This is a genomic window from Paenibacillus antibioticophila (assembly GCF_000455265.1).
Classification (GTDB): Bacteria; Bacillota; Bacilli; order Paenibacillales; family Paenibacillaceae; genus Fontibacillus; species Fontibacillus antibioticophila.
This window is the reverse complement of the sequence record NZ_HG005139.1, coordinates 1,094,621-1,113,920: the sequence shown is the minus strand read 5'-3', so window position 1 is coordinate 1,113,920 and position 19,300 is coordinate 1,094,621. Positions and strand designations below refer to the sequence as shown.

17 protein-coding genes and 1 tRNA gene are annotated in these 19,300 nt (G+C 51.8%); 8 read left to right on the top strand and 10 right to left on the bottom strand.

Annotated features, from left to right (window positions below):
* Positions 1-96 precede the first annotated feature (96 nt).
* Together TX85_RS04880 and TX85_RS04875 are read right to left on the bottom strand one after the other, a co-directional pair.
* Entirely contained in the window at positions 97-1,845 is a 1,749-nt protein-coding gene (locus tag TX85_RS04880) for a methyl-accepting chemotaxis protein (RefSeq protein ID WP_049894797.1), read from the bottom strand.
* An 82-nt stretch (positions 1,846-1,927) separates the two neighbouring features.
* Positions 1,928-2,188, bottom strand: coding sequence for a hypothetical protein (locus TX85_RS04875; protein ID WP_148444326.1), 261 nt, complete (start codon positions 2,186-2,188; stop codon positions 1,928-1,930).
* An 83-nt stretch (positions 2,189-2,271) separates the two neighbouring features.
* Between TX85_RS04875 and hcp the strand changes: the two genes are divergently transcribed.
* Entirely contained in the window at positions 2,272-3,957 is a 1,686-nt protein-coding gene (hcp, locus tag TX85_RS04870; protein WP_044477984.1) for a hydroxylamine reductase, read from the top strand.
* Between the two features lie 343 nt (positions 3,958-4,300).
* On the opposite strand, the gene TX85_RS28140 is transcribed toward hcp, so the two are convergent.
* Both TX85_RS28140 and TX85_RS04865 read right to left on the bottom strand, forming a co-directional pair.
* A complete protein-coding gene (locus TX85_RS28140; RefSeq protein ID WP_392391832.1) occupies positions 4,301-4,534 on the bottom strand; it encodes a helix-turn-helix domain-containing protein in 234 nt (77 codons plus the stop codon).
* 247 nt (positions 4,535-4,781) lie between these two features.
* Positions 4,782-4,869, bottom strand: a tRNA-Leu gene (locus tag TX85_RS04865).
* 94 nt (positions 4,870-4,963) lie between these two features.
* Between TX85_RS04865 and TX85_RS04860 the strand changes: the two genes are divergently transcribed.
* The gene (locus tag TX85_RS04860) at positions 4,964-5,938 is read left to right on the top strand and encodes an amidohydrolase family protein (RefSeq protein WP_044477983.1); all 975 of its coding nucleotides are present in this window, start codon (positions 4,964-4,966) and stop codon (positions 5,936-5,938) included.
* Here the strand turns inward: TX85_RS04860 and TX85_RS04855 are convergent.
* Entirely contained in the window at positions 5,896-7,125 is a 1,230-nt protein-coding gene (locus TX85_RS04855) for an alpha/beta hydrolase family protein (RefSeq protein ID WP_262362614.1), read from the bottom strand. The two genes, TX85_RS04860 and TX85_RS04855, sit on opposite strands and share 43 nt — an antisense overlap.
* Positions 7,041-7,931, bottom strand: a complete 891-nt coding sequence (locus TX85_RS04850) for a pectinesterase family protein (protein ID WP_044477982.1) — start codon at positions 7,929-7,931, stop codon at positions 7,041-7,043. Before TX85_RS04850 ends, TX85_RS04855 begins: the two co-directional genes overlap by 85 nt.
* A gap of 70 nt (positions 7,932-8,001) precedes the next feature.
* Here TX85_RS04850 and TX85_RS04845 point away from each other — a divergent pair, with 70 nt between their 5' ends.
* Positions 8,002-8,874 (top strand): helix-turn-helix domain-containing protein, encoded by an 873-nt coding sequence (locus TX85_RS04845; RefSeq protein WP_044477981.1) that lies wholly within the window; start codon positions 8,002-8,004, stop codon positions 8,872-8,874.
* A gap of 34 nt (positions 8,875-8,908) precedes the next feature.
* Here TX85_RS04845 and TX85_RS04840 read toward each other — a convergent pair whose 3' ends face one another.
* Together TX85_RS04840 and TX85_RS04835 are read right to left on the bottom strand one after the other, a co-directional pair.
* Complete coding sequence (locus TX85_RS04840; RefSeq protein ID WP_049894796.1) at positions 8,909-10,369, bottom strand: glycoside hydrolase family 28 protein; 1,461 nt, start codon at positions 10,367-10,369, stop codon at positions 8,909-8,911.
* An 18-nt stretch (positions 10,370-10,387) separates the two neighbouring features.
* On the bottom strand, positions 10,388-11,953 hold the full coding sequence (locus TX85_RS04835) for a glycoside hydrolase family 43 protein (RefSeq protein WP_044477980.1): 1,566 nt from the start codon (positions 11,951-11,953) through the stop codon (positions 10,388-10,390).
* Positions 11,954-12,152: 199 nt separating this feature from the next.
* Between TX85_RS04835 and TX85_RS04830 the strand changes: the two genes are divergently transcribed.
* Positions 12,153-14,378: an AraC family transcriptional regulator gene (locus tag TX85_RS04830; RefSeq protein WP_044477979.1), complete on the top strand. Its 2,226-nt coding sequence runs from the start codon at positions 12,153-12,155 to the stop codon at positions 14,376-14,378.
* On the opposite strand, the gene TX85_RS04825 is transcribed toward TX85_RS04830, so the two are convergent.
* On the bottom strand, positions 14,370-14,588 hold the full coding sequence (locus TX85_RS04825) for a hypothetical protein (protein ID WP_148444325.1): 219 nt from the start codon (positions 14,586-14,588) through the stop codon (positions 14,370-14,372). The two genes, TX85_RS04830 and TX85_RS04825, sit on opposite strands and share 9 nt — an antisense overlap.
* Before the next feature lie 71 nt (positions 14,589-14,659).
* Between TX85_RS04825 and TX85_RS04820 the strand changes: the two genes are divergently transcribed.
* From TX85_RS04820 to TX85_RS04805, 4 genes are all read left to right on the top strand, one after another.
* Complete coding sequence (locus tag TX85_RS04820) at positions 14,660-15,640, top strand: ABC transporter permease (protein ID WP_049894795.1); 981 nt, start codon at positions 14,660-14,662, stop codon at positions 15,638-15,640.
* 45 nt (positions 15,641-15,685) lie between these two features.
* Positions 15,686-16,570: a carbohydrate ABC transporter permease gene (locus TX85_RS04815; RefSeq protein ID WP_044477977.1), complete on the top strand. Its 885-nt coding sequence runs from the start codon at positions 15,686-15,688 to the stop codon at positions 16,568-16,570.
* A gap of 160 nt (positions 16,571-16,730) precedes the next feature.
* Complete coding sequence (locus TX85_RS04810; protein WP_044477976.1) at positions 16,731-18,239, top strand: DUF3502 domain-containing protein; 1,509 nt, start codon at positions 16,731-16,733, stop codon at positions 18,237-18,239.
* A gap of 42 nt (positions 18,240-18,281) precedes the next feature.
* The gene (locus tag TX85_RS04805; RefSeq protein ID WP_044477975.1) at positions 18,282-18,503 is read left to right on the top strand and encodes a hypothetical protein; all 222 of its coding nucleotides are present in this window, start codon (positions 18,282-18,284) and stop codon (positions 18,501-18,503) included.
* A gap of 114 nt (positions 18,504-18,617) precedes the next feature.
* Here TX85_RS04805 and TX85_RS04800 read toward each other — a convergent pair whose 3' ends face one another.
* A complete protein-coding gene (locus TX85_RS04800; RefSeq protein ID WP_044477974.1) occupies positions 18,618-19,160 on the bottom strand; it encodes a hypothetical protein in 543 nt (180 codons plus the stop codon).
* Positions 19,161-19,300 lie beyond the last annotated feature (140 nt).

Here is a 19,300-nt window from a genome sequence, read left to right as displayed (position 1 = left end):
CCCTTTGGCGCCACATCGTTTAGGCTAAAAAACATTTCATTGGGAATAAAAAGGGAGGATGACACGGCCCTGCGGCCGGCATCCTCCCGGTAAACATCACGCTTTAAATTTGGTTACCAAACTCTGCAGCTCTTCAGCCATACTTGCCAAATTGGCTGCGGAGGCCGTAATCTCTTCCATCGATGCCAGCTGCTCTTCGGAAGCCGCTGCCATACTTTGGGAGTTCCCGGCGGTTTGATCGGAGATCAGCGCCACGGCTTCGATCATTGCCACCATGTTCTGGGAAGATGCGCTAACTTCCTGCACAACGGCGGACACCTCCTGGGATTGGGAGGATACTTCGCCGATCATACGGGTGATGATCCTGAAGCTGTCTCCTGTTTCCCGGGTTTGTCTCAACCCTTCGTCAACGGCGCGAGTTCCCTCCAGGATGGCCGTTACCGCGCCCTGGGTTTCATTTTGAATGTCCTGAATCATCAAGCGTATCTTATCGGCGGCTACGGAGGATTGCCCGGCCAATTTCCGAACCTCATTAGCCACTACGGCGAAGCCTTTTCCGTCTTCCCCGGCTCTGGCTGCCTCAATCGCCGCATTCAAGGCAAGCAAATTGGTTTGATTGGCGATCTCCGTAATCAAAGATATGACTTCTCCGATCTCGCCGGATTTCTCCCCTAACGTGTGGATCACCTGGGCCGTCGCTTCAACCCGCTCCTGCACCACGCTCATTTGCTCCGCCGTTTGCTTAACCACTTCATGCCCCTTTACGGTTTCCTCATTTGCGCTTACGGCCGCTTCGGCAACCGCCTGAATCGAATGAGCAACCTGCTCCATGCCTTTGGAAATTTCACTGACGACCGCATTGGCATCGTGCGCGGTTTTGACTTGTTGCTCCGCTCCCACCGCCACTTCCTGGGCGGAAAGCGCGATTTGTTCGGTGGCTTTGGACGTTTGCTGCGCACTTGCGTTCAATTCTTCGGATGAAGCGGCCACCTGCTCGGAGCTGCCCGATACATGACGAATCAACGCTCTCAGGTTGCCTGTCATTGTGTTAAAGCCTTCCGCCAATCTTCCCACTTCGTCTTTATTTTTGACGGTCATCGGTTCCATCGTCAAATCGCCGTCGGCTACTTTTTCCACTTGTCGGGCCATCACGGAGATCGGCTTCACGATCGAGTTGACGAACAGCCCTGCGGCGATTGCGCCGATCGCCAAAGAGATCGCCAGAGTCATGACGAGAATACGCAGCACCTCGTTTGCCCCTTGATTAAACTCGCTCATATAAGCCCCCGAACCTACAATCCACCCCCAGTTTTCGTCCATTTCCACATAAGAAATTTTAGTTTCGTCTTCACCGGAGACCGGATTGTTCCAGATGTATGTGTAAAAGCCTCCCCCGGCCGTGCCGAGTTCGATGATCGTTTTGCCCATTTCCACGCCGTCTTCGGTCACGATCGTATTCATGTCCGCTCCCTCGTTGGCGGGATTCATAACGGAGATGCCGCTTTTATCGACCGCATATAAGTATCCGCTTTGGCCGACAACATACTTGAAGTTAATCGGTCGTGTATTATCTGTGCCTTTGGGCCCAAGAATCTCCTCACGGAACATATCCTGCGCTTGCTCAAGCGTTAAATGGCCCGCTTCGACTTCTTTGTTCAAATTGTTGATCATGGCGATCCCTAAACGAACGCTGTTTTTCAACTGGGCTTGGCCCGACGCATCCAGTTGTTGCTTGGAAGTATTATACGCCAAGTAGCCAAGCAGAAGCGAAGGGACAGCCAAAAGTAAAAGACATAGCAAAAGAAACTTGGGACGTAAAGCGTTAAAGCGGATTGTTTTCATCATAAGCGGTATCTCCTCTGGTTATATTTCGTCATTATAATACATATTTCGACACATCCCCGTCTAGAATTTAGATAATTTAAAATTAAAATTTCTCATATATAAGTTGAACTAAGAAAGCGAAGCTTCCGGCATAGTTATCCAGCAGATTGAGAACTTCCTTATAGAACGTTGCCCCAACCAGCATGCCAGAATAGTCGATGCTTCCGTCAGGGAGCAACGGAGTCAATTCCTCCAGACCGGTCACCGCAAGCCCGAGCTCGGCAAGTTGCCGCAAAAATACCTCGTCCGATGAACTATTTGTTTGGTAACCGTTCGTCCCTGTTAAAAATGTGATTGAAATCACCTGACCATCTTGCCCCCGGCGTTATGCTTCTGGATGTCAGCTACATATTTCCACTATATTTTTCCATAGGAGGTTTTTTAAAGATGACCTCATCCGCATCCCCTGTTGGCATCCAGCAGTCATCCATGTTTTGTTTTCAGTGTCAGGAATCGGCCGGAGGAACCGGCTGCACGATTAAAGGCGTTTGCGGGAAACCGCATGATGTCGCCAACCTGCAGGATCTGCTGATCTATGTATTGAAAGGCATCTCGTTTCTTTCGATCGATGCCCGCCTCCCCGAAGTGTTGGAGAAACGGATTTCCGTCTTCATTATGGATTCTCTCTTTGCTACGATTACGAACGCTAATTTTGACCGCGACGTGTTCATCTCCAAAATCCGGGAAGCGCTCGCGCTGCGGGCCGACGTCCGAAGCCACTGGGACGAACGGCACTCCGGCGATGACGCTGCGCTTCCCGATGCCGCGGTTTGGCTGGCTGACGACGAAGCCTCGTTTGACGCCAAGGCCAAGCAAGTCGGCGTTCTCGCCACAAACGATCCGGACATCCGCTCTTTGCGTGAACTGTTGACCTATGGCCTTAAAGGAATGGCCGCTTACACGTATCATGCTTTTCACCTAAACCATTCGGATGCGGCTATTGATCTATTTATGCGCCGGGCCCTCGCCGCCACTTTGGACGATGCCTTAACCGCGGACGATCTCGTCGCTTTGGTCATGGAGACGGGCAAATTCGGCGTGGAAGCCATGTCCCTGCTCGATCGGGCCAATACCGGAACCTATGGGCATCCGGAAGTAACCCGGGTGAATATCGGCGTCCGCGACCGGCCGGGCATCCTCATCAGCGGACATGACTTGAAAGACTTGGAGGAATTGCTGCGGCAAACCGAAGGCACGGGGGTCGATGTGTACACGCACAGTGAAATGCTGCCGGCCCATTACTATCCGGCCTTCAAGAAATACGAGCATTTCGTCGGCAACTACGGGAATGCCTGGTGGCAGCAAACGACGGAATTCGCCGCTTTCAACGGGCCGGTTCTGATGACCACCAACTGTATCGTCCCGCCGAAATCCAGCTACATGGACCGGATCTATACGACCGGTAACACCGGATATCCCGGCGTACGGCATATTCCGGAAGGTCCTGAAGGGCAGCCGAAGGACTTCTCGGGAATCATCGCCCGCGCCAAGCGGTGCAGCCCGCCAACCGAGCTGGAGAACGGCGAAATCGTCGGCGGCTTTGCCCATCATACCGTAACCGGGATCGCCGATCAGGTCGTGGATGCCGTGAAGGCCGGGGCGATCAAGCGCTTTTTCGTCATGGCCGGCTGCGATGGACGGATGAAGTCGCGCAACTACTATACGGAATTCGCCCAGGAACTTCCCGGCGATACGGTCATTTTGACCGCGGGATGCGCGAAGTACAAATACAACAAGCTCGAGTTGGGTGAAATCGGAGGCATCCCCCGCGTCCTGGACGCCGGACAGTGCAACGACTCTTATTCCCTTGCCGTCATCGCTCTGAAACTGAAGGAAATCCTGGGCCTGGAGGATATCAACGAACTGCCGATTTCGTACAATATCGCCTGGTATGAGCAAAAAGCGGTGATCGTCCTGCTTGCCTTACTCTACCTCGGCGTGAAGAACATCCACCTGGGCCCGACGCTCCCCGCGTTCCTTTCGCCGAACGTGGCCAACATCCTGGTCGAGAAATTCGGCATCGGCGGAATTACTAACGTCGAGGACGATATGAAAATGTTCTTGGGCGCGTAACATTCAGATTATCCCAGTATGCGGAAAGCACAAAGAAAAGGCTACGATGAATCGTTTCATCGTAGCCTTTTCGGTTTGAAACGCCCGTTTCCTTTGCCATCAACACGCCTTTAATACGATAATTCTATCGGCGATCTGAACCGAACCCAGCCTGTGAGTCACGATGATTGCGGTTTTGTCTTGGCAGAAGTGTTTAAACCCGACCCAGGGGCTCTCCAAATCCCGTCATTTTTCGTTTTGACGTCTCCCGAAGGTTTGATTTCTTTAGATTTATAAAGAAAAAAACGCCCGGAATGTCGTGTCGGGCGGTTCTTTCTGAAACAAAGCATCGCGGTTTGTTCGGTTATAGCGTTTGCAAATCTTTAAACCCCTGCTGCGATTTTCGATATTGGACAGGAGTCACGCCGAATCGCGCTTTGAATTTACTGTGGAAGTATTGAACGTTCCTGTAACCGACCCGTTCGGCAACGGCCGATACCGGCAACCGCGAATTGGCGATAAGCAGTTCCGCGGCTTGATCCAGTCTGAGCTTGGTTACATATTCGGTAAACGAGCTTTTCGTCCCTTCGCTGAACAGGGTTGCTCCCCCTTTTCGATTGATCCAACGATAATAAAGCGCTTACAAATTTTGATGATATGACTAATTATATCTATCCGGACATTCAGAAATTGTTCAAAACCAGCCGTAAAATGTTTAAATCTTGCACCCGTATAACTGTTGTTTTGTTTCGCACGCTTCGCGTGCTTAACTGGCTGAAGCCATTAAGTAAAAAAGCTCTTGAACTCCCCCATCGGGAAATTCAAGAGCTTATTCATCTTAGGATTGGTGCGGTCGAGAGGACTCGAACCTCCACGGGGGGTTAGCCCACACGGACCTGAACCGTGCGCGTCTGCCAATTCCGCCACGACCGCATTTTTGTGATGCCGTTGATTTAGCGGCAACGAAATATATGTTATCATGATACGAATAGATAGTCAACAAGCAGATTGGAAGGGGTTACGGTTTATGAAGGATGCATTTATCCAGGCGCTTACTCTTGATTCCTTAGCCGAATTGCAACACATCCCCAAGAGCGATCTACATAACCACGCCGGACGCGGAGGAAGTATGAGCTATATCGGGCAATGGGCCGGAACCGCCATCCATCCCCCGATTCAGCCGTTTGAGGATTTGAGCGAGATGCAGCAGTGGTTTGAGGAAAATATTAAGGTGCATTGTCAAGGACTTCAGGGATACCTTAAGCGAATCGAAGCCTCCTTTGCCCAAGCGCACCAGGATCAAGTTACCGTACTGTCCATGAGCTTCGGCATGGGTGAAGTGGATTCCCTTGGCTCCATGGAGCATTTCATGACTACGATTAATGAGCTTCATCAGCTCTTTGCTCCCCGCACGAAATTTTATCCGGAATTAGCCTTGGACCGGGCAGACCGCCCGGAAGCGATCCTGAATCGGGTTGAGGAATTGTTCTCCTACGGCTGGTTTACGTCAATCGATATATGCAATAATGAGCTCGCTCAACCCATTACTGCTTTCAAGCCTGTATATCGGTGCGCCCAATCCTACGGGGTGAAGCTTCGTGCCCATGTCGGGGAGTTCGGCTCCGCCGACGATGTAATGGAAGCCGTTGAGGAGCTTGAATTACAGGAGGTTCATCACGGCATCGCCGCCGCTGCATCGCCTCAGATCATGAAATGGCTGGCCAATCACCTTATTACCCTGCATATATGCCCTACCAGCAATGTGATGCTGAAGGTAGCGGACAGCTATGATAAGCATCCCATCCGCACCCTCTTCGATCACGGAGTCCCGGTTACGATCAACACAGATGATTTGCTGATTTTTAACCAAAGCGTTTCGGAGGAATATCTGAATTTATTTCGATCCGGCCTGATGACTCCGGAGGAGCTCAACCTCATCCGCGAGTACGGACTGAACGATTACAATTCGTCACGCAAAAGCTCCGTAGATCCCTCCTTTTGATTGGCTGCGCTAACAGGACGGCGTTCATCCGCTAACTGCTCTCGCAGCCAGGCGAATGCCGGATCACCATGGATCTCGTGTCCCCCGGCAAAAAAGTCTGCCTCTACCTGCTCAGAGCAGCCCGCCGCATCATAGATCAGCTTGAGCCGGTCGAGCGCCTGCCTTGCTCCCTCCGGTCCGAATAAGTGATCGGTATCTCCCGATTCCAGAAACAACCCGCGCGGAGCGATCAAGCCAAGCAAATCCGGCATTTCGGCCTCCAGCAAGATCCCGGGGATATAGTTATCGAGGCAATGGTGCCGGGTTAAAATACTCGATGCAAAAGTGCCCGCATAGCCGCTGACCACCGCACAGGCAATTCGCTCATCAAGCGCAGCCGTGAAGCCGGCTACCAAGCCTCCGCCGGAAATCCCCATAATACCTATGCGGTCCGGCGCCACTTCTTCGAGGGTCCGTAAATAGTCCAGCATCCTCATATTCTCATAAATACGGAATCCCGCCATCGTCTGCCCGGCCAGCAGCAAGGCCGTGGACAGGCGGTAGCAGGAATTTTTCGCCGGATCTCCGCTGGCTATGTCCTCCGCCAGCCTTCTATCCCCAAATCCAAGCAGCTCCGGGGCCGCGACGATAAAGCCTTGCTTCACCAGGGACACTGCGAAATCCTTATGCAATCCAGGCGGTCCCGTGCGCTCCGTTCCGTCTGCTATCAGACCGACGATATCCCGGCTGCCATAGCCGTGTCCATGAACAGCAATAACCGCCGGAGCAGGTGAAGCCAACGGGCGTTCTGGCCGCAGGATATAGACTGCCATGCGCGTTCCCTCGCAGGTCGTGATTTCTATCCGTTCCCGTATATAACCGGGGCAGGATACCTGTTCAAGCCTTACCGGCTGCAGCTCCGCCGGAGATTCCGGGAACCCGCCAAGCCGTGCCGTCAAGCCGTCTGCAAGCTTGGCCCTCCACTCCTCAAAGGAAATATCTTGGTGAAATGATCCCCTGCGGGGTGCGGCATCGGTCAATCCTTTCATAAACTGCTCCAATGTGGTGGACATGCTCGCTTCTCCCTTCCTAACTGATGTAACGATACCATGCGGAGAACGCCTTAGTAACCTTCGGGATGCCAGCCGTCCAACACCGTAATCACTCGGTACTCCGCGGCTTCCTTGTCTGTCAGTTGACGGGACCAAGCTGCTCTGGCCGCAGGGTTCGCACCGGGACCGCTGCTGCCGAATTCCTCATACCGGCTGGTCTGCTCTCGGTCAGGCTGTCCCCAATTGTGCCAGCCTTCTCCGATAATTGAAGCATCCATCTGAGTACGAATAAAAGCGACATACGCATGCGGACGCCATGGACGTCCCAGGTACACCTCGCTTACCCCTTCGCCCCCGGTGATGCGACAGTCCAGGAACACATAACCGAACGGCTCGCCTTCCGGTGTGGATGCGGCGGTAATGTACCCGCGAGACCGCTTGTTATGCAGATGGCAGCGGTCAAACAACGCCGTCGCCGCGCCGAATATATAATCCACATCTCCTTCGATGTAGCACTCGTGGTAATATTGCTTGCCGCATCCGGTATATAGCGTATCCTGATCGCCGAGCAAGCTCACACGGCGGAACACCGCCCGTCCGGCATCCACGAAGGCTGCCACCGCTTGCCCGGTCCCAGGCCCGGAGGTATTGCGGATCGTCAAATTCTCGGCCGTGAAATTCTCCGCAAATACATTCAGCGTACCGCTTCTGAAGGTTCCGAGCGGCTCTCCATCCGGACCAAGGGTATGTGCATTATCCGACCAGGATAGGATTGTCGACTGCGAGTCTTCCCCAAGCAACAGGATCGGCGGAGCCTCCGGGCCCACCGTAATCTTCTCTTCATAGACGCCGGGCTTGATCCGTATCGTCACTTCCGATTTGTGGCCCCGCGGAATGGAATCCAGCGCTGCCTGCAGACTGCCGAAGCCCTCATCGCCTTGTTTGGAAACCGTGATCAGCATGTTTGACTCCTTTCGAATTTCAAGGTATTTATTCTATAAGAGATTGTTCCAAGAAAAGAGGCAGCTCACAATGACTAAAGTAACTGGCCCCAACCCCAAATATCAAATCGAGCAGGGACGTTACAGCATTCAGCATATGATGCGCAAAGGCGTCACCGCCATGCCGCGTCCTCATAGCCATCCATGGACAGAGCTCTATTACTTATCAGAGGGCGAACGCGTCTATTTTGTGGATAATCGAGTCGTTACCGTCCATAAGGGGGAGCTCATTCTGATTCCCGGAGGGGAGCTTCACTCCACCGCCAGCTCCGAAATTGCCGAATTTGAGCGGATTCTGATCCACTTCGATCCTGCGCTGCTTCCCCCTGCGCTCCGCGATGAATCCGCCTGGTTTTATGGACGGAGATACCGCCTGTTCAGACTGAGCTTGCGTGAACAGAACGATGCGCAAAGTCTCCTGAACCGAATGCTGGAGGAATGCCGGCTGGAGAAGCCTTACTATGAAAGCTCTGTCATCGCTTTGCTGACCGAACTGCTGATTTTGCTGCAGCGCTCAAGTCCTCCTCCCGTGGCTGGAGAACGCAAGCATCCGCTTCATGAGCTGGTAACCGATGTAGCCACCTTTATTCGCACCCATTATAATAAGGCGCTGACCATCGAAGAAACAGCCAAGCACTTTTTCATCAGCCCTTCCTATTTAAGCCGGGTTTTCTATCGGTTCACGGGCTTTCATTTTCGCGAATATATCGTTCATCTTCGTGTTAAGGAGGCGGAACGGCTGCTTGCCGAGTCTTCGGACAAGATTCAAGAGATCGCTCCGGCAATCGGGTTCGAGCATTTATCTCATTTCAATAAAACCTTTAAAAGAGTGACCGGACTTACTCCGCTTCAGTATCGGAAAGAAGCCCGGTCACAAAGTGCTCCATCCCGTACTGAAAAATAAAAGCCCGGCTTCCTCTCCTACTGTCCTGCTGCAGCTATATCGTTGTTACCGAAAGCCCGCCGGACCGGATCAGTTGGACATCGCCGCATCGGTATGCTGCAACCTTAGGCTGTGTCTGCTCTTCCGTGTGCAGGACAATCTCATCCAGAAGCAAGCGGTCGGCATTGCGCAGAACAATGCCCCGCCGGCTCATTGCGCGAAAATTAGTAATGCCGAGGTCGGTCAGCGGCATCTCCGGCAGACCATTGACGAGCAGGGCGGTATCCGCTCCGCGGCAAATTACATTGCTCAGCCGGATATTCCGAAATACCGGGGTTTCCTCGGTCACCGGAACCGGATCATCCATGTATCCTTCCGAGCCTTCAACCCCTGCATAGAACAGATGGAAGGACACGGCTTCATGCACAATACCGCTCATCAGAATATTCTCCATGACGATATCCTCGACGACGCCGCCCCTCCCCCGAACACTTTTGAAACGCAATCCAATATCGGTGCCGATAAATGTGCAATGATTCACCCTGACCGCCCGAACGCCTCCGGACATCTCGCTGCCGATGACGACGCCGCCATGACCATGATAGACCGTGCAATGGCGAATGGTGATGTACTGGCTGGGCATACCCAGCCTGCGCCCTTCCTCGCCCTTTCCTGATTTCAAGCAAATAGCGTCATCCCCTACATCGAAGCTGCTGTGCTCGACGAGGGCGTGGGAGCAGGATTCCAGATCCAGACCGTCTCCATTCTGCGAGTACCATGGATTTCGCACCCGGATATTTCGCATGGTAATTTGCTCACATCCCTGAGGATGAAGGCACCAGGCCGGAGAATTCTGAAAGGTCGGCCCCTCCAGCAGCACTCTTCGACAGTCTCGCAAGCTCAGCAACACCGGACGGAGGTAAGCACGGGCAGCCATATAAGCTTCCCGGCTCGTCTCACCTTCGTCTTGCAGCTTCCGGCAGATGCCCTCCCCTTCCAATGCAGCAAGGGAAGGCCACCAGATCTCCCCGTCCGGATCAAGCGCTCCTCCGGAAGCGGTCAGCCGATCCCACTGCTGCTCCGTCATTTTGAAGCGCTTTACCGGTCTCCATCCCTCGCCGCCTCCATCGATAATTCCTTGGCCTGTAATCGCCACATCACTTAGACCGGCACCATCCAAGGGTGCCTGGCAGCGCCAACCGGAATTACCCTCATAGTGGGACTGCACAAGGGGATACAGGGTGTAATCGGAGTCAAACTGCAGCAAAGCTCCCCGTTCAACGCAAAGATTGAGCCGGCTATGGAGTGTAAGCGGTCCTGTCCGCCAAATACCTGGGGGGATGACTACCATCCCTCCGCCCGATGAGGCGCAATCGTCCAGTGCTGCCTGAATAGCAGCAGTGCAGAGTGACAGTCCGTCTCCATTCGCTCCATAATCGGTTACATGAAAGGTACGCTCAGAAATGGAAGGCAACTCGGGCACCGGATATGCCTGACCCTGAATATCGTTCATCATGACAGCATTCCTCCCCGCCTAGTTGAGCTCCTCATAGCTAAACCAATCAAAGTCGGCATAGCGTGAGCTTTCTGCTCCTTGAGAGCTGGCATACATCCCCATATACGCTCCGGTGAATCCGCCGGCCAGATCCGTGCTGAGCACGGTTCCATTAGCTCCGCCAAGCAGCAGATTCCATTTATCTCTCTCATCTGTCCGGTAATAGAAGCTATAATCCTGTCCTCTCGCTTCGACCTTTAGCTGTACCTTTTCTGAGTTATAAGGTACGGAGGCGAGCTGCTTCTCCTGGCCATTACGGCGTTCGATCAGACGAAGTGCCGGCTTTCCTGCCTCCAGCCCCAGCTCATAACGGAAATGATAGTTCTCATTCTGCAGCAGAACCAGCCCGGCAACTTCACCCTCTGCCTGGGGATCAAACGTCATATCCGCCGCCGCCCGGAAGCTCAGATGCTGCTGCCTGCGCCCCACAAATGAAGGGTTTGCCAGATCCGACAGACGCTCCGGCTTAAGCTGAAGCCGCAGATAACCCGGACGGTCGGACAGACTCCAGAACTCGCCGCGGGGGGTTCGCAGGAAGTTCCATACCAGTGCAAGCTCGCCGTCCGTGAAATCATCACGCGCCGGAGACTGAGGCCATTTTTGCTCCGGCAAATCAGGTGCTGCACTTTCAAATTCAACCACCCCTTTACCCGGGTTCACGACAGGCCATTCATTTTCCCAGCTAACCGGTGTCAGGAAGGTCTCTCTTCCCAGATTGCGGTAGTATCCTCCGCAGGTTCGGGAGGCCAGACAGAACATCCACCAATCCCCATGCTGGGTTTCCACAAGCTCGGCATGACCGACGTTAACGATCGGATAGCCTCTTCCCAGATGACGATGGGTCAAGATCGGATTTGCTTTGTTGCCCTCATAAGGGCCAAGTACGTTGCGGCTTCTGGCAATCGTGACTGCATGGGTATGGCCGGTGCCGCCCTCGGCAATCAGCACATAGTACCAGCCTCCGATTTTATAGATATGCGGTCCTTCCTGGGCATGGCCCACTTTTAGAGCCCCTTGCCAAATGCTGTGCTTGGGTCCAACCAGCTTGCCCGACTCCAAATCAATCTCCTGCAGCCAAATATCCATATGCTTCGGGTAGTCCTGACCTTCAGGAGGAACACGGTTCCCTGTGTAATACACTTTCCCGTCATCGTCAAAAAACAGGGAAGGGTCGATTCCCGGAGCATCCTCCAGCCATACGGGATCAGACCAGTCCCCGGCAGGATCTGTTGCAGTGACATAGAAGTTGTGCTGCTCCTTGTCATTATCGACGTATGTCGTGATCATATAAAAAACACCCTCATGATACCGCAAGGTTGGCGCCCAGATTCCTCTGGATGGGATAATGCTGTCCAGGTTGAGCTGGGACGGACGGTCCAGCACATGGCCGAGCTGCTTCCAATTTACCAGGTCCTTGCTGTGAAAAATCGGAACACCGGGGAAAAATTCAAAGCTTGAAGTTACCAGATAGTAGTCCTCGCCGACTCGAATAGCCGAAGGGTCGGGGTAAAATCCAGGCAGTATCGGATTGCGAAATGTTCTCAAGGCAAAAGGCTCCCTTCACATAAATGAATTGTAAGCATAAACAATTATAGTACAACCAAATTTAATTTTCTTGATTGTTGCATGTCATATTTATATATTTTTATACTTTCATGCTATCATAAATAAATTCAGTGCTTGTCAGTTGAACACCTGCACCTCTAAAATGGAGAAAGAACTACCATTTAAAGGGGAGATCATCTTGGGAAAAAGAAGGACGCTCTATACCCGCCTCTTTGTCAGCTTCACCCTCATTTCTGTTTGCTGTATTCTCGTGCTGGCCACCGTGATCTTCTACCTGTACAGGAATATTTCCATCGCCAATGTCAACAAGGCAAACCAGAATGTGCTGCTGAATACGGAAACCGTTTTTACGAACTATAAAGAAATCGTCCAGAACTACACGATGGACTTCTACGCGAACCCGAATATCAACTCCCTGATGATGAGCGGCGACACGGAATGGAGCGATCAGCTCTACAATGCCCTCAGTCAGGTACGCGGGGCCCTGGTCGTCAATCAATATCTGGAGAATGCCTATATTTTCGGGGTGGACAAGCCTGTTGCGATGTTTGAAAATATGCCGCTTAGCGCTGAATCCAAGCAGGAGCTGTTTGAATTGGTGAAGGGCAGCCAGCTCGTTGACTCTCCCTTTCTATGGAAGGCTGTCATGAATGACGGAACCCCCATGACCCTGATGATTGTCTTCTATAATGACATGGCGTTCGCACATAGCGAGTATTACGGAGGCGTTGCACTGACCGTCAACCTCGGCAAGCTGCAGAAGAACCTGTTTTCGCAAAAGACCGAAGAATCTACCCGGTATGCTGTCCTTGACGAGCAGGGCAGTGTACTCATGCACAGCACGCTTTCCGGTACTTCGTTGAATGCTGAAATGCTGAGCCGTGTCGTTGCCTCTCCTTCCGAGCGGGGTTCCTTTGTCTATAAGGGCGCTGAAGAGCCGCAATTGATTACCTTCATCTATTCTCCCCGGGACAAGCTGTGGTTCTTATCCGAGACATCCTATAAGGACAGCGTCCGTGATATTTCAAGGCTCCGCAATATCCTTGTCTTGTTATGTCTGTTCCTCATTGCTGCTGTATCGGTAAGTGCTAATCTTGTCTCCCGGAGGATTTATCAGCCGATCAGGCGGTTGTTCGGAAATATCTTTCATATCTCCGGTAATCAAGAGGCCTTAAGATTCGGTAATGATCTGGATGCAGCAGACCTGGAGCTGGAAATGATCGGAGCCAAATTAAAGCAGCTCAAAAAAGAAAGCGACGACAGCGCCTTAATGCGCTGGCTGCTCTCTCCGCACAGTGACGCCAGTCATGCCGAGACGCCCAGGATGAACATCTGTGCCTCCGGAGGGGCTTACTGCGTATGTGTGCTGGACGCTATACAACCTAGTCAGGATGACAGCCCGGCCGCAACCGTCGAAGAGATCATCGCGGGAATTGAGGCCGCCTTTTCGGGCCGAGGTTCGATTCAGTCCTTCCGTCCGCATCAAGGAGGCGCCGTGATCATTCTCAGTGAGGTATCCGCCGGAAGTCTGGGAGACTATGCGCTCTACCGGAAGAAATGGGAAGAGATTGCCGCGTGGTTGTCTGAAGCCGGCGCCAGTCATGCGCTGGGGATCAGCGGTCTTACGAGTGATGTCGGCCTGCTGCGACCCAAGTACAGCGAGGGGGCTGACTGTTTGCAATACATCAAGTTTCATCAACAGCAAAATATTGTATTTGCAGACGACATTATTCACTTGAACAGCAGCCCGATGCCGGACAGCACTCTTGAGCCTGTGCTTCAAGCCGTCCGGCACCCGGATCAGACAGACCGGATCCCTCAGGCGGTGGAGCGGCTGCTGGCCGTAGCCTGCAGCTATCGTGCCGAGTCCGCCACAACCGCTCTATCCAGGCTTGCCTTTGAATTGAGCCGCACTGCCGCAGCGGGAGCAGATGCCTGGCACGCCGAGTTCTGGGATTATTACCGGCAGGTCTGGCAGATTCAGAGCTATGACAAGCTAAAGAGCTGGCTGGAAGAGTGCTGCTTCGCCGCCCTTGAACGCTTGGCCAACATAGCTGCCATACGGACCAGGAGCCTTGCCGCAGAAGCTGTTCACTACATCAGGGAGCATTATCATGATCCCGGGATCTCGCTAAACGTATTGGCCGATAAGCTGTCGATCAGTCCCGCGTATCTCAGTAAACTGATTGCCGAGGAAGTCGGCAGCAGCTTCCCGGATTTCATCAACCAGCTGCGTCTGGAACAAGCCAAATCGCTGCTGGTCACGAACCTGGAGCTGGACATTCGAGAGATTGCTGCACGGGTCGGTTACGGCAGCAGCACCTATTTCACCACTCAATTCAAAAAGCGTTATGGGGTCACCCCCTCCAAATGGAGAATGAATCATATTTTGCAGTCAAAATAATTTTTTGAACAACCTCTTAAAAGGGATATCTGAAGCCTCCTTACCTTTCGGCAGGCTAAAGATAATCCCTTTTTTCATGGGCATTCGAGCCGATACAACAAAAAAACGAAGCTTTTCCGGTTTTTTTAAGCCTTGAAAATCCGCTTTTTTTAACCTTTTCTCGATTATTATGATGGCGCTTTCATAAACCGCTGATTTATGCTCTGCCATATAAAGAGCGTTGGCCCAATCGCCAGGACGCAGCAAAATGTTAACGCTAACATAAAGGAGTTGAACCGGTCATGATGCAAGAGACCTTACCGGAGGTCCCCGGACGAAATGTCCCGAAGTCCCGAACCCCGAAACCCGGAAGCTTCCGTAAAGCCCTTCGGAAGGATGGCTCGCTTTATCTGCTCGCTCTCCCGGGGATCATCGTTCTGATTCTTTTCGCGTACCTGCCGATGAGCGGACTGATCCTGGTCTTCAAAAATTACAACTTTAATGACGGCATATTCGGCAGTCCCTGGGCAGGATTCTCCAATTTCGAATTCTTCTTCTCCAGCATGGAGGAAGCCTTCAGAGCCACCCGCAATACCGTGATGCTGAACGCGCTGTATATGCTGACCGGTACGTTCTTCTCGGTAGCGATCGCTATTATTTTGAATGAGCTGCGCAGCAAATGGTTCATTAAAGTAACGCAAAGCGTCATGTTCTTCCCTTACTTTATTTCCTGGATCATTATCGGGGCAATTCTCTTCTCCTTGCTCGATTACGACAAAGGGATTCTGAACCAGCTGTTCACAGCTATTGGCATCCCCGAAGTTGAATGGTACTCCAGCCCATGGCTGTTCGTCATCATATTGGTGCTGGCGAATATCTGGAAAAGCGCAGGCTATGGCGCCATCATCTACTACGCCGTGCTGCAGGGCATTGATACTTCCTATTATGAGGCCGGACGGATCGACGGCGCCTCCAGATGGCAGCTTATTACCCGAATCACGCTGCCGATGCTGATTCCTTCCATTATTCTAATGACGCTGCTGAGCATCGGCGGCATGCTCAAGGGAGATCTCAGCATGATCATGGGGGTCACCTTCCTGAATCCGCTGCTGCTGCCAACAACCGACATTATCGATGTGTATGTCTACCGCACGGCCATTCGTTCCGGCGAGTTCGGCTTTGCATCGGCGATCACGCTCTATCAATCCGTCTTTGGCTTCCTTCTGGTGCTGGCGGCTAATAGACTGGCCGGCTGGTACGACAAGGACAGCAAGCTCTTCTAGATATTACGTCAGATGTACGCTCACCTACTTTAAGGAGGTATCAAAATGGCAACCACAGAAAGCAAAGGGCTGATGATCTTCTTCTATTGCTTTATTGCGATCTTCTCGATTATTTGCCTGATCCCGTTTGTGCTGGCTGTATCCGGCTCGTTGTCGACGGAAGCCAGAATCGCTGCCGAAGGCTACTCCTTCCTGCCCCGGGGATTTTCGCTTGAAACCTATCAGTTTCTATTCGGTTCAAAGGCGGAGCAGATTATTAGGGCCTATTCCGTTTCCTTGCTTGTAACGGCGCTTGGCACAGTCTCAGCGGTGCTGGTTACCACGGCTTATGCCTATGTCGTATCGGTTAAAGGCTTCCGATTCAAAAATGTGCTCGCCTTCTTCGCTTATTTTACGATGTTGTTCAGCGGGGGCACGCTGCCCTGGTATTTGCTAAGCACCAAATATTATCACTTGAACGACACGCTGATCGGGCTGTTCGTTCCCTATCTGCTGAATGTGTTTCTCATGTTCCTGATGACCAACTATTTCCGCAGTATTCCGCATGAGATTATGGAATCGGCAGAGATGGACGGAGCAGGCCATATGCGTATTTTCTTCAGCATGATGATTCCCTTAGGAAGAGTCGGACTCGTTACCATCTCATTGTTCTATGCGCTGCAGTTCTGGAATGACTTCTACCTGCCGCTCATGCTTGTATCCAATCAGGAGCTCTACACGATTCAATACATGATGTACAACATGATGGCTAACATTCAATTTCTGGCTTCCGGCAACGCAGCCCAGGTGAGCGGCGCGATCATCGCTCCGCCGCTGGAGACCGCCAAGATGGCCATGACTTGTCTGACGGTTCTGCCCATTGCGATTCTGTATCCGTTTCTCCAACGCTTCTTTGTCAGAGGCATTGTTGTAGGCTCGGTCAAGGGCTGATTTCCGCCCAGGACGTCCGAACTCATTTGCAAGATTGCTTCAGGCAGAGATTCCTGCGGCTCATGGTGGCATTTTGGTGTACCATAGTACCATACGGAGAGGAATCGCCTGCCTTTGCAATATAAGCCGTAAGGCTGAATATATTTCAGGAGGGGTTAAGATGAAAAAGAACAGAGTCTGGTTAAGCTTGTTCCTGACATTCGCATTTCTGCTAAGCGCTTGTTCTTCGGGCAATAACGGAAGCGCTAACACGAATGCAGGCAGCAAGGAAGGGAGCGCAGGCGAGAATGCTGGCATGGCTCCCGCCAAATTAACTATCGTGCTCTATGGCGACGAGACCAATCGAATGAAGGAATTGGCCAAGACCGAATTTTACGATGTGATCAAGCAGGAGATTAACGCCGAGGTTGAATTTCAGTTCCTTCCATGGAGTGAATATGCCGGCGGCAAGACCGACTTGATGCTGTCTACCGGCGAGGACTTTGCGACTTATACGGACATCAATTACATGGTAAAGTCAGTTGCCAAGGGGGTATATGCTGACCTTACGCCTTATCTGGACGCCGCTCCGGACTTACGCGCGAATGTGGATGAAGCTTCCTTCACCGCCTTCCAGTTGGGCGGCAAGCAATATGCGATTCCGGTCGGCAACAAGCCGAATTCCGCAGAGTTCTACAGTGTGCTCGTTCGCCAGGACTTGCTGGAAGAGGTCGGAATGACAAGTGTCTCCTCGCTGGCGGAACTGGAAGAATTCTATGACAAGGTCCATGCGCTTCATCCGGAATTGATCGGATACGCCAGTACCGATGCGCGCCGCATGCTGCTTTACGACTATACAGATAAAAATCTCTACTGGCAAAATGAATTCATTGCGCTGGACGAGTCCGCAGAGGACGATCAAATCATCAGCTGGTTCGAATCCGAGGATTTCAAGAAATACGCCGAGCTGATGCGCGGCTGGTATCAAAAAGGCATCATTCCTAAATATGCCGCAACCAATACGCCACAGCTTCAATCCGACTGGAACTCGGGCAAAGCGATTTTCTGGGCAGGGACAGCGGCACGTCCTTTCGAAGGAGCTGCAACCATCACGCAAGCCGTACCAGGAGCCAAGCTGGCCAATTATTTCCTGGGCACAGGACGTCCAAAAATCAGCCGCGGCACTTACAGCACCGCCTTCTTCGTATCCTCCGCAGCGAAGGATCCCGAGCGTTACGTCATGTTCTTTAACCTGCTGCAAAAGAACCAGGAGTTGTATGATCTGTTCGCCTACGGTATCGAAGGAACCGACTTTACACTGGATGAAAATGGCCGTCTAACGAAAATCAACAATGATGCGCTGATTCCTGACTGGCTGTTGATGAACAAAAACTTCATGCGCTTCGATAATTCCGTACCGGAGGATTTCATTGCCGAATATAAAGCATGGGATGACGGAGCAATCATTTCCAAAGGGGCTGGCTTCAACTTCGATAATACCCCTGTCAAGAATGAAGAAACTAAGTTGAACGGTGTGTTCACGGAATACCTGGCTCCCATTGGCAGCGGGTTCGTCGATTACGATGAAGTCTATCCGAGAGCGCTGGAGAAGTTAAAGGCTGCGGGCTTGGATAAATACATCGCCGAATATCAAAAGCAATACTCGGAATGGTATGCCAAGCAAAACTAATCGGTAGAGCAGTGAGCGGAAGTGGACTGTCCAGGAGGAGATTTGAAAGAAGCCAAGGAACTGAGCGATATGTTCTCGCTTAGTTCCTTTGTTTTTGGTTGCAGTGAACAAAAGGACATTAAATTTCAGGAAAATCGTCCGAGAGCATCTCTAGTGAAATTTTTGACCTTAGCGCGGGCTAAAACAGGGAAATCCATCATTATTGGAAATGTAAGCGAAGATTTTTCACTAAAATGGGGTTTGAGCGTCATATGGCGAATGTAATGGAAAAAAATTCACTAAACAACTTTTGGGACAGCGGGACTGACCCAGCCCCTCCGGATGCCCCCCTATCAGTGATCCCCCTCCACCTGACTGAGAAAAGACGTTTCATTCATCTCACGCTTCTGCGTTATAATCACTTAATTTACCTTCGTAAATCAAATGCAACCGGTCGCTTTGCCGAAAATCGTCCGGTGTAACGAGCGCAGGCAGCTTGTTCCACAGCTTGATGCCGGAACGCTCCAGAATCTCTGCAACAAATTGTGAGCAAAAATAGGAGTTGCTAAATTCCACCGGCTCTTTTAACGCAATACCAATGACGCCCAGAATGTTATACAAGTACTTATTACGCTGTTTTATAAAAAGCTGGAGGACGCGTTTCATTTTTTCAACCTCGCGTTCAGATACCTGAAGCTCGTAAATAACACACGTCGTATTCGGATATTTGCTGAAGGTGCCCGTCTTGATGTCTTCCCGTACAAATCCGCCGTTTAGAGGATTGCCGGGTTTCTTTCTCCCGAAGCTGTACAGCTCGGAAAGCTCCCGATTAAAAGAAATAGAGGCATGATTATAAGGCGCCCTCGTATAGCTCTTAATCATTTTTGTGAAAAGCGTTCCTGTATTCGTAAGTAAGATAAAGACCGAGCAATCTGCTGCCATTTACGAAATTTCCCCTTATCAAGTGTGAACTATTCCTTCATAATAACATATGATCCCTGCTGAAGGTTGCTGATGCTGAAAACTCTGCTTTGGGGAACACTTCCTTCTATGGAATCCTTATCTTGCAAGAAGATGGTGAT

What these genes read in the sequence shown, in the direction of transcription:
- TX85_RS04800 (WP_044477974.1), bottom strand. Translation starts at nt 19,160, where the DNA reads ATGGCAGCAGATTGCTCGGTCTTTATCTTACTTACGAATACAGGAACG.
- TX85_RS04810 (WP_044477976.1), top strand. Translation starts at nt 16,731, where the DNA reads ATGAAAAAGAACAGAGTCTGGTTAAGCTTGTTCCTGACATTCGCATTT.
- TX85_RS04840 (WP_049894796.1), bottom strand. Translation starts at nt 10,369, where the DNA reads ATGATGAACGATATTCAGGGTCAGGCATATCCGGTGCCCGAGTTGCCT.
- TX85_RS04880 (WP_049894797.1), bottom strand. Translation starts at nt 1,845, where the DNA reads ATGATGAAAACAATCCGCTTTAACGCTTTACGTCCCAAGTTTCTTTTG.
- TX85_RS04815 (WP_044477977.1), top strand. Translation starts at nt 15,686, where the DNA reads ATGGCAACCACAGAAAGCAAAGGGCTGATGATCTTCTTCTATTGCTTT.
- TX85_RS04820 (WP_049894795.1), top strand. Translation starts at nt 14,660, where the DNA reads ATGATGCAAGAGACCTTACCGGAGGTCCCCGGACGAAATGTCCCGAAG.
- TX85_RS04850 (WP_044477982.1), bottom strand. Translation starts at nt 7,931, where the DNA reads ATGCTGATCACGGTTTCCAAACAAGGCGATGAGGGCTTCGGCAGTCTG.
- TX85_RS04825 (WP_148444325.1), bottom strand. Translation starts at nt 14,588, where the DNA reads ATGGCAGAGCATAAATCAGCGGTTTATGAAAGCGCCATCATAATAATC.
- hcp (WP_044477984.1), top strand. Translation starts at nt 2,272, where the DNA reads ATGACCTCATCCGCATCCCCTGTTGGCATCCAGCAGTCATCCATGTTT.
- TX85_RS04845 (WP_044477981.1), top strand. Translation starts at nt 8,002, where the DNA reads ATGACTAAAGTAACTGGCCCCAACCCCAAATATCAAATCGAGCAGGGA.
- TX85_RS04860 (WP_044477983.1), top strand. Translation starts at nt 4,964, where the DNA reads ATGAAGGATGCATTTATCCAGGCGCTTACTCTTGATTCCTTAGCCGAA.